We start from the raw sequence: 22,978 nt of genomic DNA, 5'->3' as shown, positions 1-22,978 counted from the left end.
TCAGCCGTTCCTTCGGGGGCTCGTCGGTCCGGTGCCCGTGGGCTCGGCGCTGGTGGCGGTGGCCAGCGCGGCCGTGCGGAGCACGATGTCGGTGAGCTCGTTCTCGCAGGCCAGGACGTCCGGCGTGCACAGCTCGTCGGGGGCGGGCCCCGGGTAGTGGGCGACGGACGGGTAGAGGCCGTTCGTCGTCAGGTCCATCGCCACCGCCTTGCAGCGGCGCAGCAGTTGGGCCAGCACCTCCTGGCCGGCGACCGGGGCGCGCAGGGTGAGGAAGTAGCAGTCGAAGACGCTCGTCCACATCCGGGGCTGCCGCTCGGGCGGGTTGTCGACCAGGTGCTGGAGCAGCGACCGGCCGTCGGCGACCAGCTTGGCGGCGGTCCCGAGGTGGATCCGGTGGCCCAGGGCCACCTCCCGCACCAGGGCGTCGGCCTCGCCCGCCGGCACCGGCGGCACCTTCCGGCCGCGGAACAGGCTGCGCACGGCCGGGAAGTCGGCCGCCCAGGTGCCGCTGAACGTGCTGTGCAGCCGGTACATGCTCGGCCGGATGACCGCGTTGTAGATCTCGGGGGTGCTGGATCCGGTGTACAGCATCATGGCGCTGTACGCCCGGACGTGGTGGTGGATCTCCCGGGCCGTCGCCAGGTCCTCCTCCTCGCCCGCGCCGAGCCGGTCGAGGGCGGCGGCGACGAGCCGCCAGAGGACGAACGAGATGTGGTGCCCGGTGATCCAGCGGAACCAGAAGAGGCGTTCCAGGCCCTCCTCCGTCACCGGCTCGGTGCACAGCGCTCCCTCGTCGGCGGCTGCGAGCAACTCACGGCACGCCTCGCGGAGTTCGGGTCCCGCCGCCGGGGCGAGCGGCCACGGGTCGCCGGGGTGCGGCAGGGTCAGCGGTTCGAGGGCGTAGGGGTAGTCGCCGAAGTCCCAGCCCCGCGCGCCGGGCAGGGAGAGGGCGACCGCGGTCGCGTTGCGGCTCATCGGGTGCTTCCCGGGACGTAGGTGAACTCGATCTCCAGGCCGTTGACGTCGAGGCAGTAGAAGCTCCGGACGCCCTCGGCGTCGGTGACGATCCCGGACGGCGGGTCGGGCAGCAGGAAGTCGTACCGCCCGGACGCGTACAGCTCCTGCCACAGCTCCCGGCGGCGGACCAGCTCCTCCGGCGTGTCCACGGCGAGGCAGACGTGCTGGAACTGGACGCGGTCCTCGGGCCCGCGCTCGCGCACCCGGGTGGTCCGCTCGATCAGGTGCAGCCGGACGGCCCCGGCGACGATCTCGGTGATCCGGGAGACCCCCGGCAGCCGGCTGAGCGTCAGCTCGGAGAAGGTCTCGGCGGTCCAGGTCGGCCGGCAGCCGAGGAAGTCCCGGTACCAGGCGAGGGAGTTGTCCAGGTCGAAGGTCTGGACCCCGACGTGGTGCAGGTGTGCCGTGGGCACGGTGGGTGTCGTCACCGGATTCCTCCGCGGTGGTCGTTCTCGTCGGTCGCGTTGAACAGGGGCGCCAGGGCGGCCAGTCGCCGGTCGAGCTCCGGCCCGATCGCGGCGAGCGCCGCCGGCCGGGTCATGCCGCCGTGGTCGCAGTCCACGGCGTGGACGTCGAGCCGGCCGGCCAGGTGCGGACGCCACAGCCCGGGGACGTACGGCGAGCCTGCCGGCTTGTCCGCCGCCGCCCGGAACAGCACCGCGTCGCCGTCGAACCGGCCCAGGGCCGGATCGGCGTACACCCGGCTCATCTCCCGGTAGACCCGGACCAGCGCCGCCACGTCCACGTCGGCCGGGCCCGCGAGGGTGCCGTCCGGGGCGAGGTCCCGCCCCAGCGAGGCGGCCAGCGCCCGGAGGGCCGCGGCCTCGTCGGCGTCGTGCTCCTCGCCGGCGTCCTCCGGGACGCGGGGGTAGGCGTCCAGCAGGGCCAGCAGCGGGACCTCCGCGCCCTCCTCCCGCAGCCGGACCGCCAGCGTGTGCGCGATCAGACCGCCGACGGACCAGCCCAGCAGGGCGTACGGCCCGTCCGGGCACACCTCGCGGATCCGGGCCAGGTAGTCCTTCGCCACGTCGTCCGGCGTGCCCGCCGCGTGCTCCGGCGTGCCCAGGCCGGGTGCCTGGAGGGCGTACACCGGCCGGCCGGGGGCCAGGAAGCGCAGCAGGCCGGTGTAGACCCAGCCGGTGCCCGCCGCCGGGTGGACGCAGAACAGCGGGGTGCCGGTACCGCCGCGCAGCCGCAGCAGCGGCGCCAGCGGATCCGCCGTGCCGGCCTCGCCCGCGGCCGTCCGCCGGGCGAGCGCGGCCGGTGTCGGGGCGTCCAGCAGGTCGCGGATGGTGACGTGCACGCCGCACGCCGCCCGCAGCCGGCCGGCGAGGCGGACGACGAGCAGCGAGTGCCCGCCCAGGTCGAAGAACGAGTCGTCAGGGCCCACCCGTTCCACGTCCAGCACCTCGGAGAACAGCGCGCACAGCAGCTCCTCGCGCGCGGTGCGCGGTACGCCGCCCCGGGCCGCCCCGGCGAAGTCGGGTGCCGGGAGCGCGGCCCGGTCGAGCTTGCCGTTGGGCGTCAGCGGCAGCGCGCCGAGGACGACCACGGCGGCCGGGACCAGCGGACCGGGCAGGAACCGCGCGGCCTCCCGCCGCACCTCCTCCGGATCGACGGCGGCACCCGGCGCGGGCACCACGTAGCCGACCAGCCGCCGGTCGCCGTCCCCGGTCCCGTGCACCGCCGCCGCGGCCCGGGCCACGCCCGGCCGCTCGCGCAGCACGCCCTCGATCTCGCCGAGCTCGATCCGGTGCCCGCGCACCTTCACCTGGCCGTCGGCCCGCCCGGCGAACTCCAGCTCGCCGTCGGTCCGCCACCGTGCCAGGTCGCCGGTGCGGTAGAGCCGGGAGCCGGGCGAGCCGAACGGGTCGGCCACGAAGCGGGCGGCGGTCAGCGCCGGCCGGTCGAAGTAGCCGCGCGCCAACTGGGCGCCGCCGACGTAAAGTTCGCCGACCGTCCCCGTGGGCGCGGGACGCAGCCGGCCGTCCAGGACGTACACCCGGACGCCGGGGAACGGCCGTCCGATCGGCACCGGCCCGGCCGGCACCGGCGCGCCCGGGGGCAGCCGGTGGTCGCAGCAGTTGACGGTGGACTCGGTGGGCCCGTACGCGTTCACCACCCAGGCGTCCGGGTGCCGTTCGCGCCACCCCTGGAGTGCCCGGCCGTGCAGCGCCTCGCCGCCGATCACCAGGCAGGCGGCCGGGGACGCCTGCTCGGGCAGCGACGCCAGCAGCTCCAGGTGGCTGGGGGTGGCCTTGAGGAAGTCGGGCCGCGGCGCGTCGTCTTCGCCCAGCTCGGCCAGGTGCACGCGACCGCCGCTGGCGAGCTGGCCGTACAGGGCGGTCACCGTCAGGTCGAAGGCCACCGACGAGTGCACGGTGCTCGTCCCCGGGAGGCCCGGGTAGGCCGTGCGGAGGTACCGCAAGTAGGCGGCCAGCGCCCGGTGTTCGACGACGACGCCCTTCGGGCGGCCGGTCGAGCCGGAGGTGTGGATGACGTACGCCGGGTGGGCCGGGTCCAGGGCGGCGGTCCGCTCGGCATCGGTGACGTTCCCGTCGGCGTACGCGCCGGTGTCCACCGGACCGTCGAGGACGACGCGCGGCGCCGCGTCGGCGAGCAGGTAGGCGATCCGCTCGGCCGGGTACGCCGGGTCCACCGGCACGTACGCCGCACCGGCCTTCCCCACCGCCAGCAGGGCCACGACGAGGTCGGCCGAGCGGGGGAGTACCACCGCCACCCGGTCCTCCGGGCCGGCGCCCCGGGCGATCAGGTACCGGGCCAGCCGGTTGGCGCGGCGGTTCAGCTCGGCGTAGGTGACGGACGTGCCGGCGTGCACGACGGCCGGCGCGTCGGGGGTCCCGGCGGCCCGCTCCTCGATCATCCGGTATGCGAACAGGTCACTGTCACCGTCCGGTTCGGGGGCCGGGGCGCCGCTCCCCTCGGTCAGCAGCCGCCGCCGCTCCTCCGGCCCGACGACGTCGATCTCCGACAGCCGGGTGCCGGGGTCGGCGAGGACGGCGGCCAGGACCCGGTGCAGGCGCCCGGCGACGGCGACGACCGTCCCGTGGTCGAACAGGTCGGTGCTGTAGTCGATGTTCCCCCGCACCCCGAGCGGCTCGCCGTCCGGACCGAACTCCTCGCGCAGGTTCACCGACAGGTCGAACTTGGCGACCTCCAGCGGCTCGTCCAGGGGCTCTGCGGCCAGGCCGGGCAGCGGGACGCCGGTGTCGGCCAGGTTGCTGTTGAACGGCATCATCACCTGGAACAGCGGGTGCCGCCCGGCCGAGCGCGCCGGGTTGAGCTCCCTGACCAACTGCTCGAAGGGGACGTCCTGGTGGGCGAAGGCGGCGAGGCCGGTGTCGCGGACGCGGGTGAGGAGTTCCTCGAAGGTGGGGTCGCCGCCGAGGTCGGTGCGGAGGACGAGGGTGTTGACGAAGAAGCCGACCAGGTCGTCGAGGGCCTCGTCGGAGCGCCCGGCGACCGGGGTGCCGACGGGGATGTCGGTACCGCCGGTCAGCTTCCCCAGCAGGACGGCCAGGGCCGCCTGGAACACCATGAACGTCGTCACCCCGCGCCGGCGGGCCAGCTCCGCCAGGCCCGCGTGCGCGCTGGGCTCGACGAACAGGTCCACGGTCCCGCCGCGGTAGGAGGCGGCGGCCGGGCGCGGCCGGTCGAAGGGGAGGCCCACCTCGTCCGGTATGCCCTCCAACGCACCCTTCCAAAAGGCGAGTTGCGCGGCCGACCGGCTGCCGGGGTCGGCGGGGGCGCCGAGCAGGTCGCGCTGCCAGAGCGTGTAGTCGGCGTACTGGACGGGCAGCGGTGTCCAGCGCGGCGCCTCGCCCCGGCGGCGCGCGGTGTACGCCTCGCCCAGGTCCCGGACGAGCGGGTCCAGCGACCAGCCGTCCGAGGCGATGTGGTGCACCACGACCATCAGCACGTGCTCGTCCGGGCCCAGCGCGTACAGCCACGCCCGGACCGGGATCTCCCGCGTCAGGTCGAAGGTCCGCCGGGCGTCCTCGCGCAGCCGCGCGTCGAGGGCGGCGGCGTCGAGGCGTACGGCCTCCAGCGCCGGAATCGCCTCGTCGACGGCCAGGACGTGCTGGACGGGCTGCCCGTCGACCTCCGGGCAGACCGTCCGCAGGCTCTCGTGCCGCGCCACCACGTCCCGCAGCGCCGCCCGCAGCGCCTCCTCGTCCAGCGGACCCGTGAGCCGGGAGACCAGCGGGTTGTTGTACGTCGGGCTGGGGCCCTCCAGTCGGTCGAGGAACCACAGCCGCTGCTGCGCGGACGACAGCGGGATCCGCTCCGGGCGCGGCCCCGCCGTCAGGGCGTGGCCCGCGGTGCCGGCCGCGCCGACGAGCTCGGCGAGCCCGGCCGGCGTCGGCCGCTCGAAGAGGGCCCGGACCGGCAGGTCGGCGCGGAGCCTGCCGCGTACCCGGCTCATCACCTTGGTCGCGGTCAGCGAGTGCCCGCCCAGCGCGAAGAAGTCGTCGTCGATCCCGGCCCCCGGCGCGTCCAGCACCTCGGACCAGATCTCGCACAGCACCTTCTCCACCCAGGTGCGGGACCGCCGGGACGGCTCGGCGGCGGGCGCGGGCAGGTGCCGGCGCTCCAGCTTGCCGTTGGGGCTGAGCGGCATCCGGTCCAGGGTGACGAACGCCGACGGCACCATGTAGTCCGGCAGGGACGCGGCGACGTACCGGCGCAGCGCGTCCGGCTCGGCGGCCGGGCCGTTCGGCACCACGTACGCGACGAGCCGTTTCACCGACGGCCGGTCCGCCACCGCCAGGACCGCCACCTGGGCGACGTCCGGGTGGCGCCGCAGCAGCGCCTCGATCTCGCCCAGCTCGATCCGGAAGCCGCGGATCTTCACCTGGTGGTCGGCCCGGCCGGTGAACAGCAGCTCGCCGTCGGCCCGCCAGCGCACCAGGTCGCCGGTGCGGTAGAGCCGGGAGCCGGGCGGGCCGAACGGGTCGGCCACGAACCGCCCGGCGGTCTGCGCCGGCCGGTTGAGGTAGCCGCGCGCCAACTGGGCGCCGCCGATGTACAGTTCCCCGATCACGCCCGGGGGGACGGGCTGGAGCCACCGGTCGAGCACGTACACCGTCGTGTTGCCGATGGGCCGGCCGATGGGCGGGTCCGCCGGCCAGTCCGCCGGGTCGGCGGGCATCCGGTAGCCGGTCGCCATGTGCGTCTCGGTCGGGCCGTAGCAGTTGTCGAGCCGCCGGCCGTCCGCGTCGGCGAAGAGCTCCTTGACGGCCGACGAGAGGACGAGGGCCTCGCCGCCCTGGCCGACGTGGCGCAGCGCCGGGAGGCGGGTGCCGGCGGCGCGGGCCGCCTCGCAGACCGAGTTCAGCACCAGGTTCGGCACCACCGTCAGGTCGCTCACCTCGTGTTCGGCGAGCCAGGCGACCAGCTTCTCCGCGTCCTTGCGGATCGCGTCGTCCGGCACCAGGACACAGCCGCCGGTGGTGGTGGCGATGAGGAGTTCCATCGGCGAGACGTCGAAGCTGGTCGCCGAGAACAGGGCGATGCGGGCGGGCGGTTCGACCGTCGCCCACCAGGTGACCAGGTTGACGAGCGCGCCGCCGGGCATCGACACGGCCTTCGGCACGCCGGTCGAGCCGGAGGTGTAGATGACGTAGCAGGGGTGCGCGGGCAGCAGCGGGGCGGTCCGGTCGGCGTCCGTGAGGTCGCCGGACGGCAGGTGGGACACGTCGGGCAGTTCGGTGAGGACCGTCGTCGGGCGGGCGTCCTCCAGCATGAACGCGTTCCGCTCGGCCGGGTACTCCCCGTCGATCGGCAGGTAGGCGCCGCCCGCCTTGAGGACCGCCCAGACGGCGACCACCAGGTCCGCCGAGCGCGGCAGCCGCAGCGCGACCAGCGCCTCCGGGCCCACACCGAGGCCGACGAGGTGCCGGGCGAGCCGGTTGGCCCGGGCGTTCAGCTCCGCGTACGTCAGGGTGCCGGTGGAGGACTGGACGGCCGGCGCGTCGGGCGTACGGGCCGTCTGGGCCTCCAGCAGCGCGGGGAGGGTGGTGTCGGGTACGTCGAGCGCGGTCGCGTTCCACTCGTCGAGGATCCGCGTGCGCTCCTCGGGGGAGAGGACGTCGACCGAGCCGCACGGGCGGCCGGGCTCCGCCGCCACCGCCGCCAGGATGCGGACGAGCCGGGCGGCCATCGCCTCCACGGTGGAGGCGTCGAAGAGGTCGGCGTTGTACTCGATCTGCCCGGCGACCCCCGCGCCGCCGTCCCGCTCATGGAAGTTGACGTTCAGGTCGAACCGGGCCACGCCCAGCACCGGCCGCCGCCCGGTCACCGCGAGCCCCGGCAGGGACAGCGCGGTGTCCGGCTCGTTCATCGTCAGCGACACCTGGAACAGCGGGTTGCGGGCGAGCGAGCGCACCGGGTTGACCGCCTCCACGACCTGCTCGAAGGGGATGTCCTGGTGGGCGAGGGCGGCGAGGTCGGTGTCGCGGACGCGGGTCAGCAACTCGTCGAAGGTGGGGTCGCCGCCGAGGTCGGTGCGGAGGACGAGGGTGTTGACGAAGAAGCCGACCAGGTCGTCGAGGGCCTCGTCGGAGCGGCCGGCGACGGGCGTGCCCACGGGGATGTCCGTGCCGCCGCTGAGCTTGGCCAGCAGCAGGGCCAGGCCCGCCTGGAACACCATGAACGTCGTCACGCCGCGCCGCCGCGCCAGCTCGGTGAGCCGCCCGTGCACCTCCGCGTCCAGGTGGAAGTCGACCGTCCCGCCCCGGTAGGAGGCGACGGCCGGGCGCGGCCGGTCGAAGGGCAGGCCCAGCTCGTCGGGTATGCCCGCCAACGCCTCGGTCCAGAACGCCTGCTGGCGGGCGGCCGGGCTGTCGGGATCGGCGGGGTCGCCCAGCAGGCCGCGCTGCCAGAGCGTGTAGTCGGCGTACTGGACGGGCAGCGGGGCCCGGCGCGGCGCCTCGCCCCGGACGCGGGCGGCGTACGCCTCGCCCAGGTCGCGGACGAGCGGGTCCAGCGACCAGCCGTCCGTGGCGATGTGGTGCACCAGCAGCAGCAACACATGTTCATCCGACCCGAGTTCGTACAGCCACGCCCGCACCGGAAGGTCGCGGGAGAGGTCGAACGTCCGCCCGGAGTCCTCCTCCAGCCGCGCGTCCAGGACGGCGGCGTCCACCCGGGCGGTCTCCAGGGCCGGGACCGCCTCGTCGAGGGGCAGGATCCGCTGGACCGGCTGCCCGTCCCGCTCCGGGAAGACCGTCCGCAGGCTCTCGTGGCGCGCCACCACGTCCCGCAGCGCCGCCCGCAGGGCGCCTGCGTCCAGCGGGCCGGACAGCCGGGAGACCAGCGGCACGTTGTACGTCGGGCTGGGCCCCTCCAGGCGGTCGAGGAACCACAGCCGCCGCTGCGCGGACGACAGCGGGACGGGCTCCGGGCGGGGGCCGGCCGTCAGCGGGGGGCCGGGCCGCTCCGGGGCGTCCGCGAGCCGCGCGGCGAGCCCGGCCGGGGTCGGGGCGTCGAAGACGTCCCGGACCGACGGGCGCGCGCCGAGGGCGGCGCCGATCCGGCCGACCAGCCGCATCGCCAGCAGCGAGTCGCCGCCCAGCTCGAAGAACGAGGCGTCGGCCGCCACCCGCTCCAGGCCCAGCACCGCCGCGAAGTGCGCGCACAGCACCCGCTCGGCGTCCGTACGCGCCTCCCGGCCGCCCGTGGCCACCAGAGGCCCCGGGGCGGGGAGCGCCGCGCGGTCGAGCTTGCCGTTGGGGGTCAGCGGCAGCGCGGCCAGCGGGGTGACCGAGGCCGGGACGAGGTGCTCCGGCAGCCGGTCCGACGCGAACCGCCGTACGTCGGACGGGTCGAGCTCGCCGACCGGCACGACGTACGCCACCAGCCGCCGGTCGCCCTCCCCGAACCGGTGGGCGCGGACGGCCGCCGCCGCCACCGCCGGATGCTCTCGGAGGACGGCCTCCACCTCGCCCGGCTCGATCCGGAAGCCCCGTACCTTCACCTGGTCGTCGGCCCGGCCCACGTAGCGCACCAGGCCGTCGGGGCCCCGCCGCACGAGGTCGCCCGTGCGGTACATGCGGCCGGGCGCGAACGGGTCGGCCACGAACCGGGCCGCCGTCGCCCCGGGCCGGCCCAGGTAGCCGCGCGCCAATCCGGCCCCGGCCACGTACAGTTCGCCGGTCTCGCCGTCCTCCACCGGCCGCAGCCGGGCGTCCAGGACGTACGCGGCGCCGTGCGCGACCGGCCGGCCGATGACCACGTCCTCCGCCGCGTCGGACGCCGCCCACAGCGCGTCCACCACGCACTCGGTGGGGCCGTACAGGTTGTGCGCGGTGACGCCGGGGGTGTCGCGCAGCTCGCGCCACAGCGGTTCGGGCAGCGCCTCGCCGCCCAGGACGACGAGCCGGGGCCGGGCCGCCGGGTCGCGGACCAGGCCGTGCGGCAGCAGCTGTTCCAGGTGGGACGGGGTGAGGTCGACGACGTCGACGCCGTGCCGGGTCACGTACGCGGTGAGCGCGGCCGGGTCGCGGCGGGTGTCGTCGTCCAGCAGGTGCAGCTCGTGGCCGGCCACCATGGCCAGCACCGGGTCCCAGGACGCGTCGAAGGCGAGCGGGGAGACGAGGGCGACCCGCAGCCGGTCGCCGGCCGCCACCTCCGTGTACTGCGGGGCGACGTGGTGGTGCAACAGGGCGGCCAGGGCGCGGTGTTCGACGACGACGCCCTTGGGCGTGCCGGTCGAGCCCGAGGTGTGGACGACGTACGCGGCGTGGGCGGGGTCCAGGGGTGCCAGGCGGTCGGCATCGGTGACGGGGGTGTCCGGCAAGCCGTCGAGGTCCACCGGACCGTCCAGCACCACCGCGCAGTCCGCCGCGCGGACCACGGCCGCGATCCGGCCGGCCGGCTGCGCGGGGTCCACCGGGACGTAGGTGCCACCGGCCTTGAGTACCGCGAACAGCGCCACCAGCGCGTCCGCCGAGCGGGGCAGCACCACGGCCACCCGCGTCTCCGGCCCCACGCCCCGGGCGATCAGATGGCGGGCCAACCGGTTGGCCCGGGCGTCGAGCTCCGCCCGGCCGAGCGCGTCGGTGCCGCAGACCACGGCCCGCTCGTCCGGGTGCCGGCGGGCCCGCTCCTCGAACACCTCGTGGACGAAGGGAACGTCACGCACCCCGCCGCCCGTCGCCCGTTCCCTCTTCGCCGTCATCGGCCCTCGCTTCACGCCTGTTCACCCCTGTGGCCCGCCGGCCGTCGTCCCGTCATGCCGTGGTCGCCCCGGCCGTCACCGGGGTTCGAGTTCGAAGATGACCTCGTTGGCGACCATGCCGATGTCGTGCTTGTGCCGCAGCCGCCAGCCGCTCTCCGCGAAGACGCCCTCCCAGTCGGCCATGGTGGGCATGAAGGTGCCCATCAGGTCGTGGGCGACCTCGAAGCCGAGCATGAACACCGGCATCTCCGCGTCGGGCACGCCCACCGAGCGGGTGGCGTCGCCGAGCAGGAACCGGCGGGCGTTGGGGAAGAGTTCGCGCAGCCGGGCGAGGGTCGCCACGCACTGCTCGCGCGGCCAGAAGTCGTGCCCGGCCATGAAGCAGGTCAGCAGGTCCACCTCGGTGAACTCCGGGCGCGGGTCCATGGTCAGCATGTCCGCCTCGACGAAGGACAGCCGGCCGGCGAGACCGGCGTCCGCCGCGTCGGCCGCCGCCACCTTCAGCGAGTCACCCGCGATGTCCACGCCCAGGCCGCGGGCGTCGGGGTGCCGGCGCAGGATCTGCATCAGCCGCTCGCCGCTGCCGCAGCCCAGGTCGGCCGCCACCCGGACGTCGAAGTCCAGCCCCTCCATCGCCCGCCAGAACCACGGGTCGTAGCAGAAGACGCTGATCTCCTTGCAGGAACGGGCGATGGCGACGGGGTCGCGCTGGTAGAAGGTGCCGACGCGGTTCTCGTTGCGCAGCACCGACGGCATCTGGCGGAACAGCTCGCCGCTGCCGCGCACCAGCCAGTGGAAGAGGGAGCGGGTGCGCTGGATCTCGGCGAAGTCCTCCGCCGGCACCACCCGGGTGCCGTCCCGGCGGACGACGCCGACCGAGGCGAGCGCCCGGAACATGCCGAGCGTGGACGCCGGGTCGAGGTCGTGGCGGGCGGCGAACTCGGCCGTGTCCAGGGCGCCCCGCTCCTGGAGCTCGTCGAGCGCGCCCACCTCCCAGGCCGCGCCGATCGCCCACGCGGCGACGGCAGAGTTGTAGATGCGGGCGGAGGCCGCCCAGGACGCGGCGTCCGTGTCCGTCGTCGTCATTGTCGTCACCTGTCCATTCCGATGGAGGGTTCAGTGGTGGGGAGGTCTGTGGGCGGCCGGTCGGCCGCGGGTCGGCGGGTGCGGAGCCGGGCGCCGCCCGCGCACACCCCGGCGGCGGCCACGAGCAGCAGCCCGCCGGCGCCGGAGGCGGCGAAGCCCCAGCCGGGCGACGTGCGGTCCATGACGAAGCCGATCGCCGGGGAGCTGAGGGCGCCGCCGAGCCGGGTCGCCGAGTCCTGGAGGCCCATGGCCATGCCGCGGGCGTGCGGCGGCGCGAGCCGGCTGACGCTCTCGGCGATGGCCGCCAGCGTCGGCGCGCACACCAACTGCATGGGCACCAGCGCCAGTCCGAGCAGCCACCACGGCCCGGAGACCAGGCCGGCCGGGATCACCAGCAGCGACAGCAGCGCCATCAGCGCGGACTGCGGCAGCGAGCGCGGGAGGGCGCCGTGGACGACGCCGCCGACGATCGACCCCAGGGCGAGGATGGCGACCGCCACCCCGGTCCACGCGGTCTCGCCGCCGGCCCGGAGCACGGCCACCAGGGCCAGTTCCGTCCCGCCGAGCACGAACAGCACGCCCATGGAGATCAGCAGTGTGGCCGTCATCCGCCCGTCGAGCCAGGTCCGCGGGCCGCCCGGGGCGGGGGCCGCGGCCTCCTTCTTGCCACGCAGCGGCGGATTCTGCGCGTACAGCAGCACCGCCGTCACCGCGACGACCGCGCCGATCACCGTCAGGGCGAGCCGGCTGGAGAACTGGGTCGCCAGGTAGATGCCGACGGCCGGGCCGACGATGAAGGACGTCTCCATCGCGACGGCGTCCACCGAGAACGCCGTGCGCCGCCGGTCCTCCGGCACCAGGGCCGTGATCACCTGCCGGGAGAGCGAACTCACCGGGATCACCAGCGCGCCCGCCGGGAACGCGGCGACCAGCAGGGCCTCGTACGGCAGCCAGGGGACGCCGATCCAGTACGCGGTGGCCACCGTGGCGCAGACCGCGACCACCGGCCGCAGGCCGTGCCGGTCCAGGGCCCGGCCGACCGCCGGGGCGCCGACCATGGTGCCGACCGTCGTCGAGGTCGCGACGAGACCGGCGGCCACGTAGCCCCGGTGCAGGCCGTTGACCACGTGCAGGGTCAGGGTCAGCCCCATCGCCGTGACCGGCAGCCGGGCGACGAACATCAGCAGCACCGAGCGGGTCATGCCCGGGACGGCGAACACCTCGCGGTAGAGGCGCGGGCGGGTCTCGGCGGTCACGGGCGGGCCCCCACGCGGTCCTTGGGGCCGAGGGCCGACTCGTCCGCCTTGAGGTCGTAGTGCTCCCGGCCCAGCAGGCTGTTGAGGATCACGGCCGAACGCCAGGCCGCCAACGAGAGGTTGGGGTCGGCGACGCCATGAGTGTGGCGTGCCGCGCCCTGGACGTAGATCCGGTGCCGGTCGGGGCCGTCCCAGCGCACCCGGTAGTCGGCCTCCACCGCGTAGCCGCCGTCGGCGACGGGCATCCGGTCGTGCAACGGCTCCATGCAGGACGGGAGTTCGGTGTGGTAGCCGGTCGCAAGTACGACCGTGTCACAGGACAGGGCGCGCCGGCCGCCGGTGACGGTGTCCTCCAGCTCGGCGCGGAACCCGCCGTCGGCGTCCGCGAGCCCGGTCAGCCGCACCCCGGCCAGCAGGTCGTGGGTGAACGGGCCGTCCGTCAGGTAGTCGAGCGCGTACAGCCGCTCGTACACCCGGGCCAGCAGCTCGCGGGTGATCCCGGTGCCGGCGGACCGCTGCCGCTCCAGCAGGGCGGCGCGCCGGCCGGCCGGGAGCTCCCGGAAGTACTCGACGTAGCGGGGGTTGAACCACTCGTCGGCGAACGGCGAGTCGTCCAGCGGGGCGAAGCCCTCGCGCCCGGTGACCCAGGTCAGCCGGCGCGGCAGCCCGGCCCGGCCGGACATCAGGTCGAGCGCCACCTCGGCCGCGCTCTGCCCGCCGCCGACCAGCAGCACGTCCCGGCCGTCCAGCCGGTCGTCCCGGCCGAGGTGGTCGGCGGCGTGCCACAGGCGGCGGCCGGTGACGCCGCGGGCGCAGTCGGGGACGTACGGGGTCCGGCCGACGCCGAGCACCACGTGGTCCGCCCGGTGGACGCGCCGGCCGGTGCGGACGGCGAACCCGTCGCCGTCGTGCTCCACCGCCTCGACGCGCTCGCCGAGCCGGACGTCCAACTGCTGGGCGGCCCACGTGAAGTACTGGTCGAACTCCTTGCGGCTGACGTGGTCCGCGGCGGCGATCAGGTGCCGGTACAGCCGGCCCCGCTCGTGCAGGAAGTTCAGGAAGCCGAAGCGGCTGCGCGGATCGACGAGGGTGACCAGGTCCTTCACCGCGCTCACCTGGAGCCGGGAGTCGGTCCAGAGCAGGCCGGGGTGCCAGGCGACGGAGTCGCGGGCCTCCAGGGCGGTGACGCGGAGGCCGTCGACCGGCTCGGCCAGCGCGGCCAGGCTCAGGTTGGCCGGTCCCGCGCCGACGGCGAGGACGCGGAGGGCGCCGTCTCGGTTCATACCGGACACGACTCCACCCGGTGCGAGGTCAGCCGGACGGCCGGGGCCGCCTCGATCAGGTACCGCACCTCCGACGCGGCCCAGGCGGCCACCACGACCTTCTCCAGCTCCGTACCGGAGAGCCCCGCGGGCTCCGCCACCGCGCACTCCATGTCCTGGAGCTGGACGACGGCCGACGGGTCCGCCTGGAGCAGCCCCCCGACGTCCTCCGTGCCCCGGACGGCGACCCGCCAGGTCACGGCCCGGCCGGTCAGTTCGCGGGCGAGCCGGCCCAGGTGCGAGGCCACGTCGGCGGCGAGGCCCATCAGCAGGTACTCCTGCGGGTTCGGACCCCAGTCGACGCCGGTGAGCTGCTTGGGCGCGTCCACCCGCAGCTCCTCGCCCGGCTCCGGGCCCAGTGGGGCGGATGTGAGCTGGGTGCCGCTGATCCAGCGGACCTGGCAGGCGGCCGGACGCCCGGCGGCCGGCGCGCCCTCCGCCGTACCGGCGCTCGCGGGGGCGGCGCCCGGCCCGTGGCGCAGGGCGACCGGGACCGGCCGGATCAGCGTGGTGTAGTTGGGGCTGAACCGCTCGACCTGGTCGACGAGTTCGGCGACCGTCGCGTCGTCCGGCACCCCGCCCACGTCGATCCGGCTCGCCACCGCGCCGCCGTCCCAGGCGATGTCCATGTCGGCGCTCTCGAAGACCACCGACTGGGCGCTGCCGCCGCCGACCAGCGTGGTCAGCGCGCAGGAGGCGATGCCGGTGAGGGCCAGGTGCATGGGCAGCGGGCCGTCGGCGCCGGGCGCGTCGGAGACGTCCCGGAGCTCCACCGAGAAGCGCCGCGCGGACTTCACCGTGCCGAACAGCGCCGGACCGATCCTCGCCGACAGCCCCCGGTACGGCGAGGACTGCGCCTCCGCCGTGTAGAGGAACGCCGCCTCGGCGGGGTCGTTGCGGATCTCGTGGACCACTTCGCTGAAGCCGGCCGTGTTGAAGCTGTTCCTCATCGCTTGTCCTCCTCTGCCGGAGCGCCGAGCGCCTCGTCCAGGTCCCGGACCAGATCGCGGACGTTCTCGATGCCGACCGAGAACCGGACCAGGCCGGGATTGATGCCGATCCGGGACCGCTGGCGGGCGGTGAGCGAACTGTGCGAGGTATTGCTCGGCATGCTCACCAGGGATTCCACGCCGCCCAGACTCGTCGCCACATAGGGAATCCGGAGTTTCTTCATGAATTCCAGGGCGGCTTCGTCGCCGCCGCGCACCTCGAAACTCACCATGCCGCCGAATCCGCCGTAGTCCGCGCGTTCCAGACCGGCATAGCGGGGGCCGCCGAGTTCCGGATGGTGAACGGCCGCGATGCGTTCGTGCCCGGCCAGGAAACGCGCCACTTCCGCCGCGTTGGCATTCTGCGCGCGGACGCGCAGCGGAAGGGTCTTCATTCCGCGTTCCAGGAGGAAGGCGGAGAGCGGTTCGAGGGTGCCGCCGAAGCGCAGGGCCTGTGCCCAGATCCGGTCCAGGAACTTCCGCCGGCCGACGACCGCGCCGGCGGTCAGGTCGCTGTGCCCGGCGAGGTACTTGGTGGCGCTGTGCACGACGACGTCCGCGCCGAGCTCCAGGGGGCGCATGTTGACCGGGGTGAGGAAGGTGTTGTCCACCACGAGAAGGGCGTTGGCCTCCTTCGCGATCTTCGCCAGGCCGCGTACCGACGGCGCCTTCAGCAGCGGGTTGGTCAGCGTCTCGAAGAACAGCAGCTGGGTCTCGGGGCGGATCGCCGCGCGCACCGCGTCCAGGTCGCAGGGGTCGACGAACGTCACCTCGCGGCCGGCCGACGGCATGTCCTCGCGCAGCAGGTTGTAGGTGCCGCCGTAGACGTCGTAGGCCGAGACGATGTGGCTGCCCGCGTTGGTCAGGGCGTAGATCGTGCTGGCGGTGGCGCTCATCCCGGAGGACGTCACCAGCGCGCTGCGGCTGCCCTCCAGCGCGGCGATCTTCTCCTGCACGGACCACTGCGAGGGGTTGCCGTACCGGGTGTAGATCGGGACGTCGCGGGAGGTCCCGTCGGAGAAGGCCGCGTAACTGGCGTCGTCCAGCAGGAAGGTGCTGGTCTGGAAGACCGGGGTGCCCACCGCGCCCGTCACCGGGTCCTCGTACGTCCCCGCGTGCACGGCGAGCGTCTCCGGCGAGACCTCGCGGGACAGCACCCGGTGGTGCGGGGTGACGGGCCCCGCGAACCGCGAGCGGGTGAGGTCGCCGAACCACTTGGCGCCGTCGTTGCGGCCCTCTTCGAAGCCGATCGCCGTACGGCTCTCTTTCGCCACGAGCACCCCTAGCTTTTCTCCGGTACGGACGGCAATTGCGCTGACGGGCCGAAAAGCTAGCAGCGGCCCGTCGACGAAACGTCGACGCGTTGTGAACGCGGTGTCGACGCGCTCCGCCGGTGTCGTTCACCCGGCCTTCCCGATAACCGCGCGGAAATTCCGGGCACTTGACACGGCATTCCCGCCCTCCCTACGTTGACCGCGGAAATGCGGGGCCGCGGCCATGGTGACGGCCTGCCCTCGTCCGACCCATCACCATGGAGGTCGAGTGACAACCTCGGAATTCACCGTCGACGCCGTCTCCGAAATAGCGGACGTCAGATCCCGGTACGTCCGCGACCGGGCGGTCTTCGTCGAGGGCGCGCGGATGACGGAGATCCTCAGGTTCCTGGGCGCCTCCGACGCGGACCTGGAACGGCTGCGGCACGTGAGCGACGGTCTGCGGAACGACCCCACCCTGCCGTTCCGGAAGTCGCGCAACGGCCGGTTCTGCCTCGACCCGGTGGAGCGGCGGGCGCGCCGGCTGGAGTTCCAGCCGTTCGTCCTCTCCAAGGAGGAGGACTTCGTCCGGCACGACTCGGGCGAACTGCGGGTCTTCGAGGAGGTGCGCGACGACCTCCAGCAGAACACCGCCTTCCAGGCGCTGCTCGCCTTCAAGTTCCTGGTGATCGAGGATGTCGCGATGGCCCACCGGCCGTACCTCGACTACGCGTCGCCGCAGTGGATCTGCACCCTGTTCAACCTGCGGACCGTCACCGACGCCCGGCTCCGGGGCGAGCCGGCGCTGGAGGGCGTGCACAGCGACGGCGTGGACCACACCATGACCACCCTGCTCGGCAGCACCAATATGACCGACGACAGCGCGGCGACGTTCATCCACGACATGCGCGAGGCCAACGCCGCCCGCTGGCACGAGGCCGACCCCGGGCTGCTGCTCGGCGAGGAGCGGCACCGCCACTTCCTCGACACCCTCCTCCTCGTCGACCACGAGCGGAAGCACAGCGTCTCGCCCGTGATCGCCGTCGATCCCGAACGGCCCGCCACCCGCGACATGCTGATCTTCTTCACCCGCAAGCCGGCGGGTCCCGGGCACGTCTCACACGCGCACGACTCGCTGCGCCCGCACCCCGACCTGCCGATGACCGCCGTCCTGCCGTCGCTCGACGACCTGGCCGGGACCGCCGGCGAGCACGCCCTGGCGGGGGTGGACCACCGTGCCGGCTGACCGCGACGCCACGCCCGAGGCGGAGATCGAACGTGTCTGGTACGAGGGCTCCTGCCACTGCGGCGGCGTGGCGTTCTCCGCCGCCGCCAGCCGCAACCTCACCATCACCCTGTGCAACTGCGGCATCTGCTACAAGTCCGGGCACCAGGAACTCATGGTCCCGGAGGAGCGGTTCGAGCTGCACCGCGGGCAGGAGTTCCTCAAGCCCTACCGGTTCGGCAACCGCGTCGCGGACCACACGTTCTGCGCCGTGTGCGGCATCATGCCCTTCTACCGCCCCCGCTCGCACCCCACCGGGTACTTCAGCGTCAACGCGCGCTGCCTGGACCTGGAGGCCGCCGAGCACATCGAATTCGTGGAGTTCGACGGGCGGAACTGGGAGGCGAGCATGGCGGCCGGACAGCACGTCCTGACCGAATGAGCGTCCGGTACGCGGCCGGCGCCGTGGCCGACGTCGAGGCCGCCGCCCTCCGCCGCCCCGGCCGGCTGAAGTGGGAGACGGCCGGACCGGACGGCCTCGGTGCCTGTGCCGCCGAGACCGACTACGGCACCGCCCCGCCGGTCCTCGCCGCGCTGCGCGCCGCCGTCGACCGGGACGTGCTCGGCTACCTCACCCCCTCCCTGGCCGCCGAGGCGGGCGCGGCCTGCGCCGCCTGGCAACGGGAGAGCCACGGCTGGGAGGTGTCCGGGGACGACGTCCGGCTGCTGCCCGACGTGGTCCGGGCGCTGCACGTCGCCGTCGAGCACTTCTCCCGCCCCGGCTCCCCGGTGATCGTGCCGGTGCCCGCGTACACGCCGTTCCTGGTCGTCCCGCGGCTGCTGGGCCGCGACGTCCTCCAGGTCCCCATGTCCCGGGCGGCAGGCGGCCGGTACGTCCTCGACCTCGACGCGCTGGACGCCGCGTTCGCCGCCGGCGGACACCTGCTGCTGCTGTGCAACCCGCACAACCCGACGGGCCGGGTCATGGAACCCGGCGAACTGCGTTCTGTCTGCGCGCTGGTGACGAAGCGTCAGGGACGCGTCTTCTCCGACGAGGTGCACTCCCCGCTGGTGCTCGCCGGGCGGCGGCACACGCCGTACGCCTCCCTGTCGGAGGCCGCCGCGCATCACACCCTGACGGCCACCTCGGCGTCCAAGGCGTGGAACCTCGCCGGCCTGAAGTGCGCCCAGATGCTGCTCCACAACGACGCCGACCGGGAGCGGTGGGCCCGGCTCGGCCGGCTGGCCACCGACGGGACGGCCACCCTGGGCGCGGTGGCCGCCGTCGCCGCCTACCGGGAGGGGCGCCCGTGGCTCGACGCGGTGCTCGCCCGGCTGGACCGCAACCGGCGGCTGCTCGCCGGCCTGCTGGCCGCGCACCTGCCGGAGGCCGGTCACGTACCGCCCGAGGGCACCTATCTCGGCTGGGCCGACCTGCGCGGCCTCGGCCTGCCGGAAGCGGATCTCGCGGGCTTCTTCGCGGACCGGGCCGGGGTGACGCTCGTCGACGGGCGCGACTGCGGCACGGCGGGCGAGGGGTTCGTCCGGATCAACTTCGGCACCACGGAGGCGATCCTGACCCGGATCGTGGAGCGGATGGCCGCGGCCGTCGCCGCGTACCGGCGGGGCGGGTCCCGCGCGGCGTCACGGGCCGACGCTGGAGCGGGCGGCGAGGGTCTCCACGAACGCGGCGGCCACCGCGTCGAGCGGGCCGTTCGCGTAGGCGGCCAGGGTGCGGCGGATGGGCGGGTCGGGGAGGATCACCCGGCCGGGGAAGTGCCGGGGGACCATGTTCGCGGGGATGAGGGCGGGGCCCAGGCCGGAGTGGGTGAGCATCGGGGCGGCGGCGCTCAGCTCGGTGAGCATCGCCGTCCGCGGGTGGAACCCGGCCGCGGCGCAGCCCTCGTCGAGGAACCGGGCGAGGCCGTTGCGGGGCGCCAGCCGCACCCAGGCGCGGTCGCGCAGGACGGTGAACGGCATCCGGGCGCCCGAGGCGGCGGCGACCGGGTCGTCGGGCGGCAGGACGATGGCGAACTCCTCGGTGCCCAGCAGGCGTACCGGGTGCGGCCATGAGTCGGGGAGCGGGCCGACGGCCACGTCGGCCGCTCCGGAGGTGACGGCGGCCTGGAGTTCGGCGGCGTTCATGTACTCGGTGAGGACGACCTGTGAGGCCGGGTTCTCCTGGTACCAGACGCGCAGCGCGGGCGGGATGACGCCGATGCTGATCGACTGCAGGGTGGCGACGCGGAGTTCGCCCGGGACGCGCGGTGCGTTCCCGGCGGGCCACGTGTCCGGCGGCCAGGGGCCCGGGCCGAGCAGCAGCCCGGGGCCGCCGGCCGGGGCCGGGGGAGTGCGGGACGCCGGTGGTGCGGGCGGTCTCTCCAGCGGTTCCTGCCGCAGGACGGCCGCGTGGACACGCCGCAGCTCCGCGCCGATGTCCACGCCGAACTCCTCGGCGAGGCAGGCCCGGGTGCGTTCGTGCACGCGCAGCGCCTCGGCCTGCCGCCCGAGCGCGGACAGCGCGGTCATCAGATGGCCGACCAGCCGCTCGCGGGTGGGGTGCCGCCGTGCCTCGGGGGCGAGTTCGGCGGCGACGACGGCCACCTCGCCGAGCCCCAGCCGCGCCTCGGCCAGCCCTTCGACGGCCGTCAGGCGTATCTGCTCCAGCCGCCCGCTCTCGTCGGCCAGTGCCCCGATCTCCTCGAACTCCTGGTAGGGGGAGCCCTGCCAGAGGCCGAGCGCCTCCGTGAAGACGTCCCGCGCGGCCGGCAGGTTCCGGCGCTCCAGCAGCCGGTTGCCGGCGGCCACGGTCAGCTCGAAGCGCTGGACGTCCACCTGTTCCGGGGCCAGCCGCAGGACGTAGCCCGGCGCGCGGTAGTGCAGCAGGGAGGGGCCGGTGCGGCCGGCGGGGGAGTCCAGGGCGCGGCGGAGGTGGCAGACGTAGGACTGCAGGGTGGCCACGGCGCGGCGCGGGGGCGCGTAGCCCCACAGGTCGTCGACGAGCACCCCGGTGGGCACGACCCGGCCGAGCCGGACCAGGAGCAGGGCCAGCAGCGCGCGGTGGCGCCGGGGGCCGAGGGCCAGCTCGGCACCGTCGTACTGGGCCGACATCGGCCCGAGGACCCGCAGCCGCAGCGCGGACGCGTCGTCCGCCGCCCGTTCGCGGAAACCGGCTTCCTCGTCACGGGCCGCGGGCCCGGTCGCCATCTGCACGGACATGGGTCACCGTTCCCGGAGCAGTGCTCGGCCGCATGCCGGTCCTTCGCGACATGCGTCTCTTCGTCGGGTGATCTTGGCATATGGGACGTCCGATGCCCAGAGGCGAGCGGAAGGGAGGCGTCCCCGGCGGAGGCCGGCGGCGCCGCACGGGACTTGGGAGGGGCCTCGGGAGAAGATCCTTCCCGTGCGGGAGGAACCGGGCGAGCGGGCAGGCGACTTGAATCGGACGGCCGAATGCCCCCGGCCCGCGCGCTCATCGGCGGTGTGCCCGCCGCGGATTCCGCGCGCGTTCGCTCAAGTACGCGAGCGAGGCGAAGGACTGCGCGACGGGCCGTTCACGTGGCCGTCGCGAACGTGTCTTTCCGGAGGGTTTCCGGTGTTATGCCGACGGAGCCGACGGACGGGTCCCTTTCCCTCCCCGACCGTCCCCAAAGAGGCCCGTCGGTGTGCTTGTGGGGCCCGAACGTTCCGCCATCCGCGTGGTGAATCCGTTCACGCCGTACGTGACGCGAGACTTCGCCGGACACTTTTTCCGATGCTTCGTATCAGCGTAACGACGGGCTCCTCAATCGCCCGGAGGTCGCTGGAAATCCGGCGTAGAGGTTCCCACGGGAGCACGGACCGGTGACCCGGACCACCGGGCCGTCCGCCCAGGAGGTTCTGCCATGTCCCTGCTTCCCCCCGCACTGAACAACGCGGCCGTGCTGGCCGCCGCCACGGGACTCACGGGCGCCGTCACGTTGCTGGCGGTCGTCGTCGCCTCGGTCGCCGCCCGCAGCCCCCAACGCCGCCGGGACGCCCGGGCCACCCTCCGCATCCTCGTCCGGCGGCGCCCGCCGCGCGTGAAGCGGTGAGCATCCGGTGACGGACGGTCACGGCGGTGGTCCGCCAAGTGCCGTGGGAGGGTTCGCCGGTCGCGGCCGTACGGCCGCTCACGCGGCGCCGCCGAAGAGCTGCGTCCAGTAGGTGCCCGCCGGGCCGCCGCCCGCGAAGCCCGTGCCGAGGTGGGTGAAGGACGGGGTGAGGATGTTGGCGCGGTGGCCGGGGCTGTTCATCCAGCCTTCGACGACCTCGGCGGGGGAGCGCTGGCCGCACGCGATGTTCTCGCCTATGGAACGGTGGACGCAGCCCGCCGAGACGGCGCGGTCCCACGGCCGGCCGCCGTCCGGGGAGACGTGGGAGTGGTAGCCGCGCGCCGCCATGTCCGCGCTGTGCGCCTGGGCCGCGGCCGTGAGCCGGGGATCGGCGGAGAGGGGGCGCAGGCCGGCGGCGATGCGGTGGGTGTTGGTGAGGGCGAGGACGCCGGCGGCCGTGCGGGCCAGGCCGTCGGGCGTGAACGGCCGGGCCCACAGCGCCGTCCAGAACGTGTCGCCGGAGCGCCCGTCCACCGCGCGGGCCAGCCCGACCGCCGTGAGGGCGGGGTCCCGCACCGGGCCCGACGAACGGGCGTCCCCCAGGCAGAACTCCAGGAACCCGGCGGGCGACCGCGGCCCCGACACGAGCTGCTCCGCCAGCCCGAGGTACGCGTAACCGCACGCCGTGACCTGCTGGAACACCGAGATGCCGGACGGGCCCTCGGACCCCAGCCGGCCCTGCCGGGCCATGCCGTCGGCGTGCCGGCGCGCGGCCTCGGCGAGTCGCGCGTCCGCGGCCACCGGCGGCACACCGGCCCGGGCGCGCTCGGCGTTGACGAGGGCGGCGAACGCGCGCGCGTCGTCCGGCACGGGTTCGGCGGGGGCCGTCGCGGTGGGGGAGGCGGGTCCGGCAACCGTCGTCCCGGAAGGGGCGCCGGGCTCGTCCGCCACCTCGACGCCGAAGTCCCGCGCCACGCCGGCCAGGCCGTCCGCGTACCCCTGGCCCAGCGCCCGCAGCCGCCAGCCGGGGCCGCGGCGGTAGACCTCGGCGAGGAGCAGCACGGTCTCGTCCGTCGGCCGCGGCGGCGCGAACCGGGCGAGGTCCCGGCCGCCCGGACCGGAGACCCGCAGCCCCGGGACGGGCAGCGCGGCCGGCCGGGCCCCGGGGTCCTCGGGGCTGACGACGACCGTCAGCCGGCTGGCCCCCGGGCGGAGGGCCGCACGGTCCACCACGACCCGGCCCGGCCGGAGCCGGACGCCGGGCGCCGACGGCTGGTTGTAGAAGACGAAGTCGGCGTCGCCGGACACCTTCCCGTCCGCGCCGGTGATCAGCACCGACACGTCGTAGGGGCCCGTCACCTCCACGGTCAGGGCGCCGTCGGGCAACTCCAGGGTGGCTCCGGGAACCAGCGTGCTCATCGGCCATCACGTCCTCGCCGTACGGGGAACGGGACGCCGCCCGCACCGGCCCCCGCGTCCCGCTTCCGAGAACGCCGGGCGGGGGCCGGGCGGTTCCCGGTCGGCGGGACCCGTGCCGTACCCGTGCGCGCCCCCG

Annotated in this window: 13 protein-coding genes and 1 pseudogene; 4 read left to right on the top strand and 10 right to left on the bottom strand. The window is 74.8% G+C overall.

The window, feature by feature from the left end; translation table 11 throughout:
- From J7W19_RS03340 to J7W19_RS03305, 8 genes are all read right to left on the bottom strand, one after another.
- Positions 1-975: a hypothetical protein gene (locus J7W19_RS03340; protein WP_004940943.1), complete on the bottom strand. Its 975-nt coding sequence runs from the start codon at positions 973-975 to the stop codon at positions 1-3.
- Positions 972-1,445 (bottom strand): VOC family protein, encoded by a 474-nt coding sequence (locus tag J7W19_RS03335; RefSeq protein ID WP_004940944.1) that lies wholly within the window; start codon positions 1,443-1,445, stop codon positions 972-974. The genes J7W19_RS03340 and J7W19_RS03335 overlap by 4 nt, the downstream gene beginning before the upstream one ends.
- Complete coding sequence (locus tag J7W19_RS03330) at positions 1,442-10,219, bottom strand: non-ribosomal peptide synthetase (RefSeq protein WP_004940948.1); 8,778 nt, start codon at positions 10,217-10,219, stop codon at positions 1,442-1,444. Before J7W19_RS03330 ends, J7W19_RS03335 begins: the two co-directional genes overlap by 4 nt.
- Positions 10,220-10,294: 75 nt before the next feature.
- A complete protein-coding gene (locus tag J7W19_RS03325; protein ID WP_004940951.1) occupies positions 10,295-11,305 on the bottom strand; it encodes a class I SAM-dependent methyltransferase in 1,011 nt (336 codons plus the stop codon).
- A gap of 5 nt (positions 11,306-11,310) precedes the next feature.
- Complete coding sequence (locus J7W19_RS03320) at positions 11,311-12,561, bottom strand: MFS transporter (RefSeq protein ID WP_004940953.1); 1,251 nt, start codon at positions 12,559-12,561, stop codon at positions 11,311-11,313.
- On the bottom strand, positions 12,558-13,844 hold the full coding sequence (locus J7W19_RS03315) for a lysine N(6)-hydroxylase/L-ornithine N(5)-oxygenase family protein (protein WP_004940956.1): 1,287 nt from the start codon (positions 13,842-13,844) through the stop codon (positions 12,558-12,560). Before J7W19_RS03315 ends, J7W19_RS03320 begins: the two co-directional genes overlap by 4 nt.
- On the bottom strand, positions 13,841-14,833 hold the full coding sequence (locus J7W19_RS03310; protein ID WP_004940961.1) for an OsmC family protein: 993 nt from the start codon (positions 14,831-14,833) through the stop codon (positions 13,841-13,843). Before J7W19_RS03310 ends, J7W19_RS03315 begins: the two co-directional genes overlap by 4 nt.
- Positions 14,830-16,146, bottom strand: coding sequence for a trans-sulfuration enzyme family protein (locus J7W19_RS03305; protein ID WP_233478060.1), 1,317 nt, complete (start codon positions 16,144-16,146; stop codon positions 14,830-14,832). The genes J7W19_RS03310 and J7W19_RS03305 overlap by 4 nt, the downstream gene beginning before the upstream one ends.
- A gap of 268 nt (positions 16,147-16,414) precedes the next feature.
- Here J7W19_RS03305 and J7W19_RS03300 point away from each other — a divergent pair, with 268 nt between their 5' ends.
- From J7W19_RS03300 to J7W19_RS32685, 3 genes and pseudogenes are all read left to right on the top strand, one after another.
- Positions 16,415-17,371 (top strand): 2OG-Fe dioxygenase family protein, encoded by a 957-nt coding sequence (locus J7W19_RS03300; protein ID WP_004940967.1) that lies wholly within the window; start codon positions 16,415-16,417, stop codon positions 17,369-17,371.
- Positions 17,361-17,792, top strand: a complete 432-nt coding sequence (locus tag J7W19_RS03295) for a GFA family protein (RefSeq protein ID WP_004940968.1) — start codon at positions 17,361-17,363, stop codon at positions 17,790-17,792. The genes J7W19_RS03300 and J7W19_RS03295 overlap by 11 nt, the downstream gene beginning before the upstream one ends.
- Positions 17,789-18,934 (top strand): annotated as a pseudogene (locus J7W19_RS32685) (MalY/PatB family protein); the annotation flags it as partial. The gene J7W19_RS03295 and the pseudogene J7W19_RS32685, both read left to right, overlap by 4 nt.
- A 60-nt stretch (positions 18,935-18,994) precedes the next feature.
- Here J7W19_RS32685 and J7W19_RS03290 read toward each other — a convergent pair.
- The gene (locus tag J7W19_RS03290; RefSeq protein ID WP_004940974.1) at positions 18,995-20,569 is read right to left on the bottom strand and encodes a BTAD domain-containing putative transcriptional regulator; all 1,575 of its coding nucleotides are present in this window, start codon (positions 20,567-20,569) and stop codon (positions 18,995-18,997) included.
- Between the two features lie 665 nt (positions 20,570-21,234).
- Here J7W19_RS03290 and J7W19_RS03285 point away from each other — a divergent pair.
- On the top strand, positions 21,235-21,423 hold the full coding sequence (locus tag J7W19_RS03285; protein ID WP_004940976.1) for a hypothetical protein: 189 nt from the start codon (positions 21,235-21,237) through the stop codon (positions 21,421-21,423).
- A 78-nt stretch (positions 21,424-21,501) separates the two neighbouring features.
- Here J7W19_RS03285 and J7W19_RS03280 read toward each other — a convergent pair whose 3' ends face one another.
- A complete protein-coding gene (locus J7W19_RS03280; RefSeq protein WP_004940979.1) occupies positions 21,502-22,842 on the bottom strand; it encodes a CAP domain-containing protein in 1,341 nt (446 codons plus the stop codon).
- Positions 22,843-22,978: the final 136 nt, after the last annotated feature.

Source organism: Streptomyces mobaraensis NBRC 13819 = DSM 40847, from assembly GCF_017916255.1.
GTDB lineage: Bacteria > Actinomycetota > Actinomycetes > Streptomycetales > Streptomycetaceae > Streptomyces > Streptomyces mobaraensis.
The sequence above is the reverse complement of the archived record's forward strand: the minus strand, read 5'-3'. Positions and strand labels throughout refer to the sequence as shown.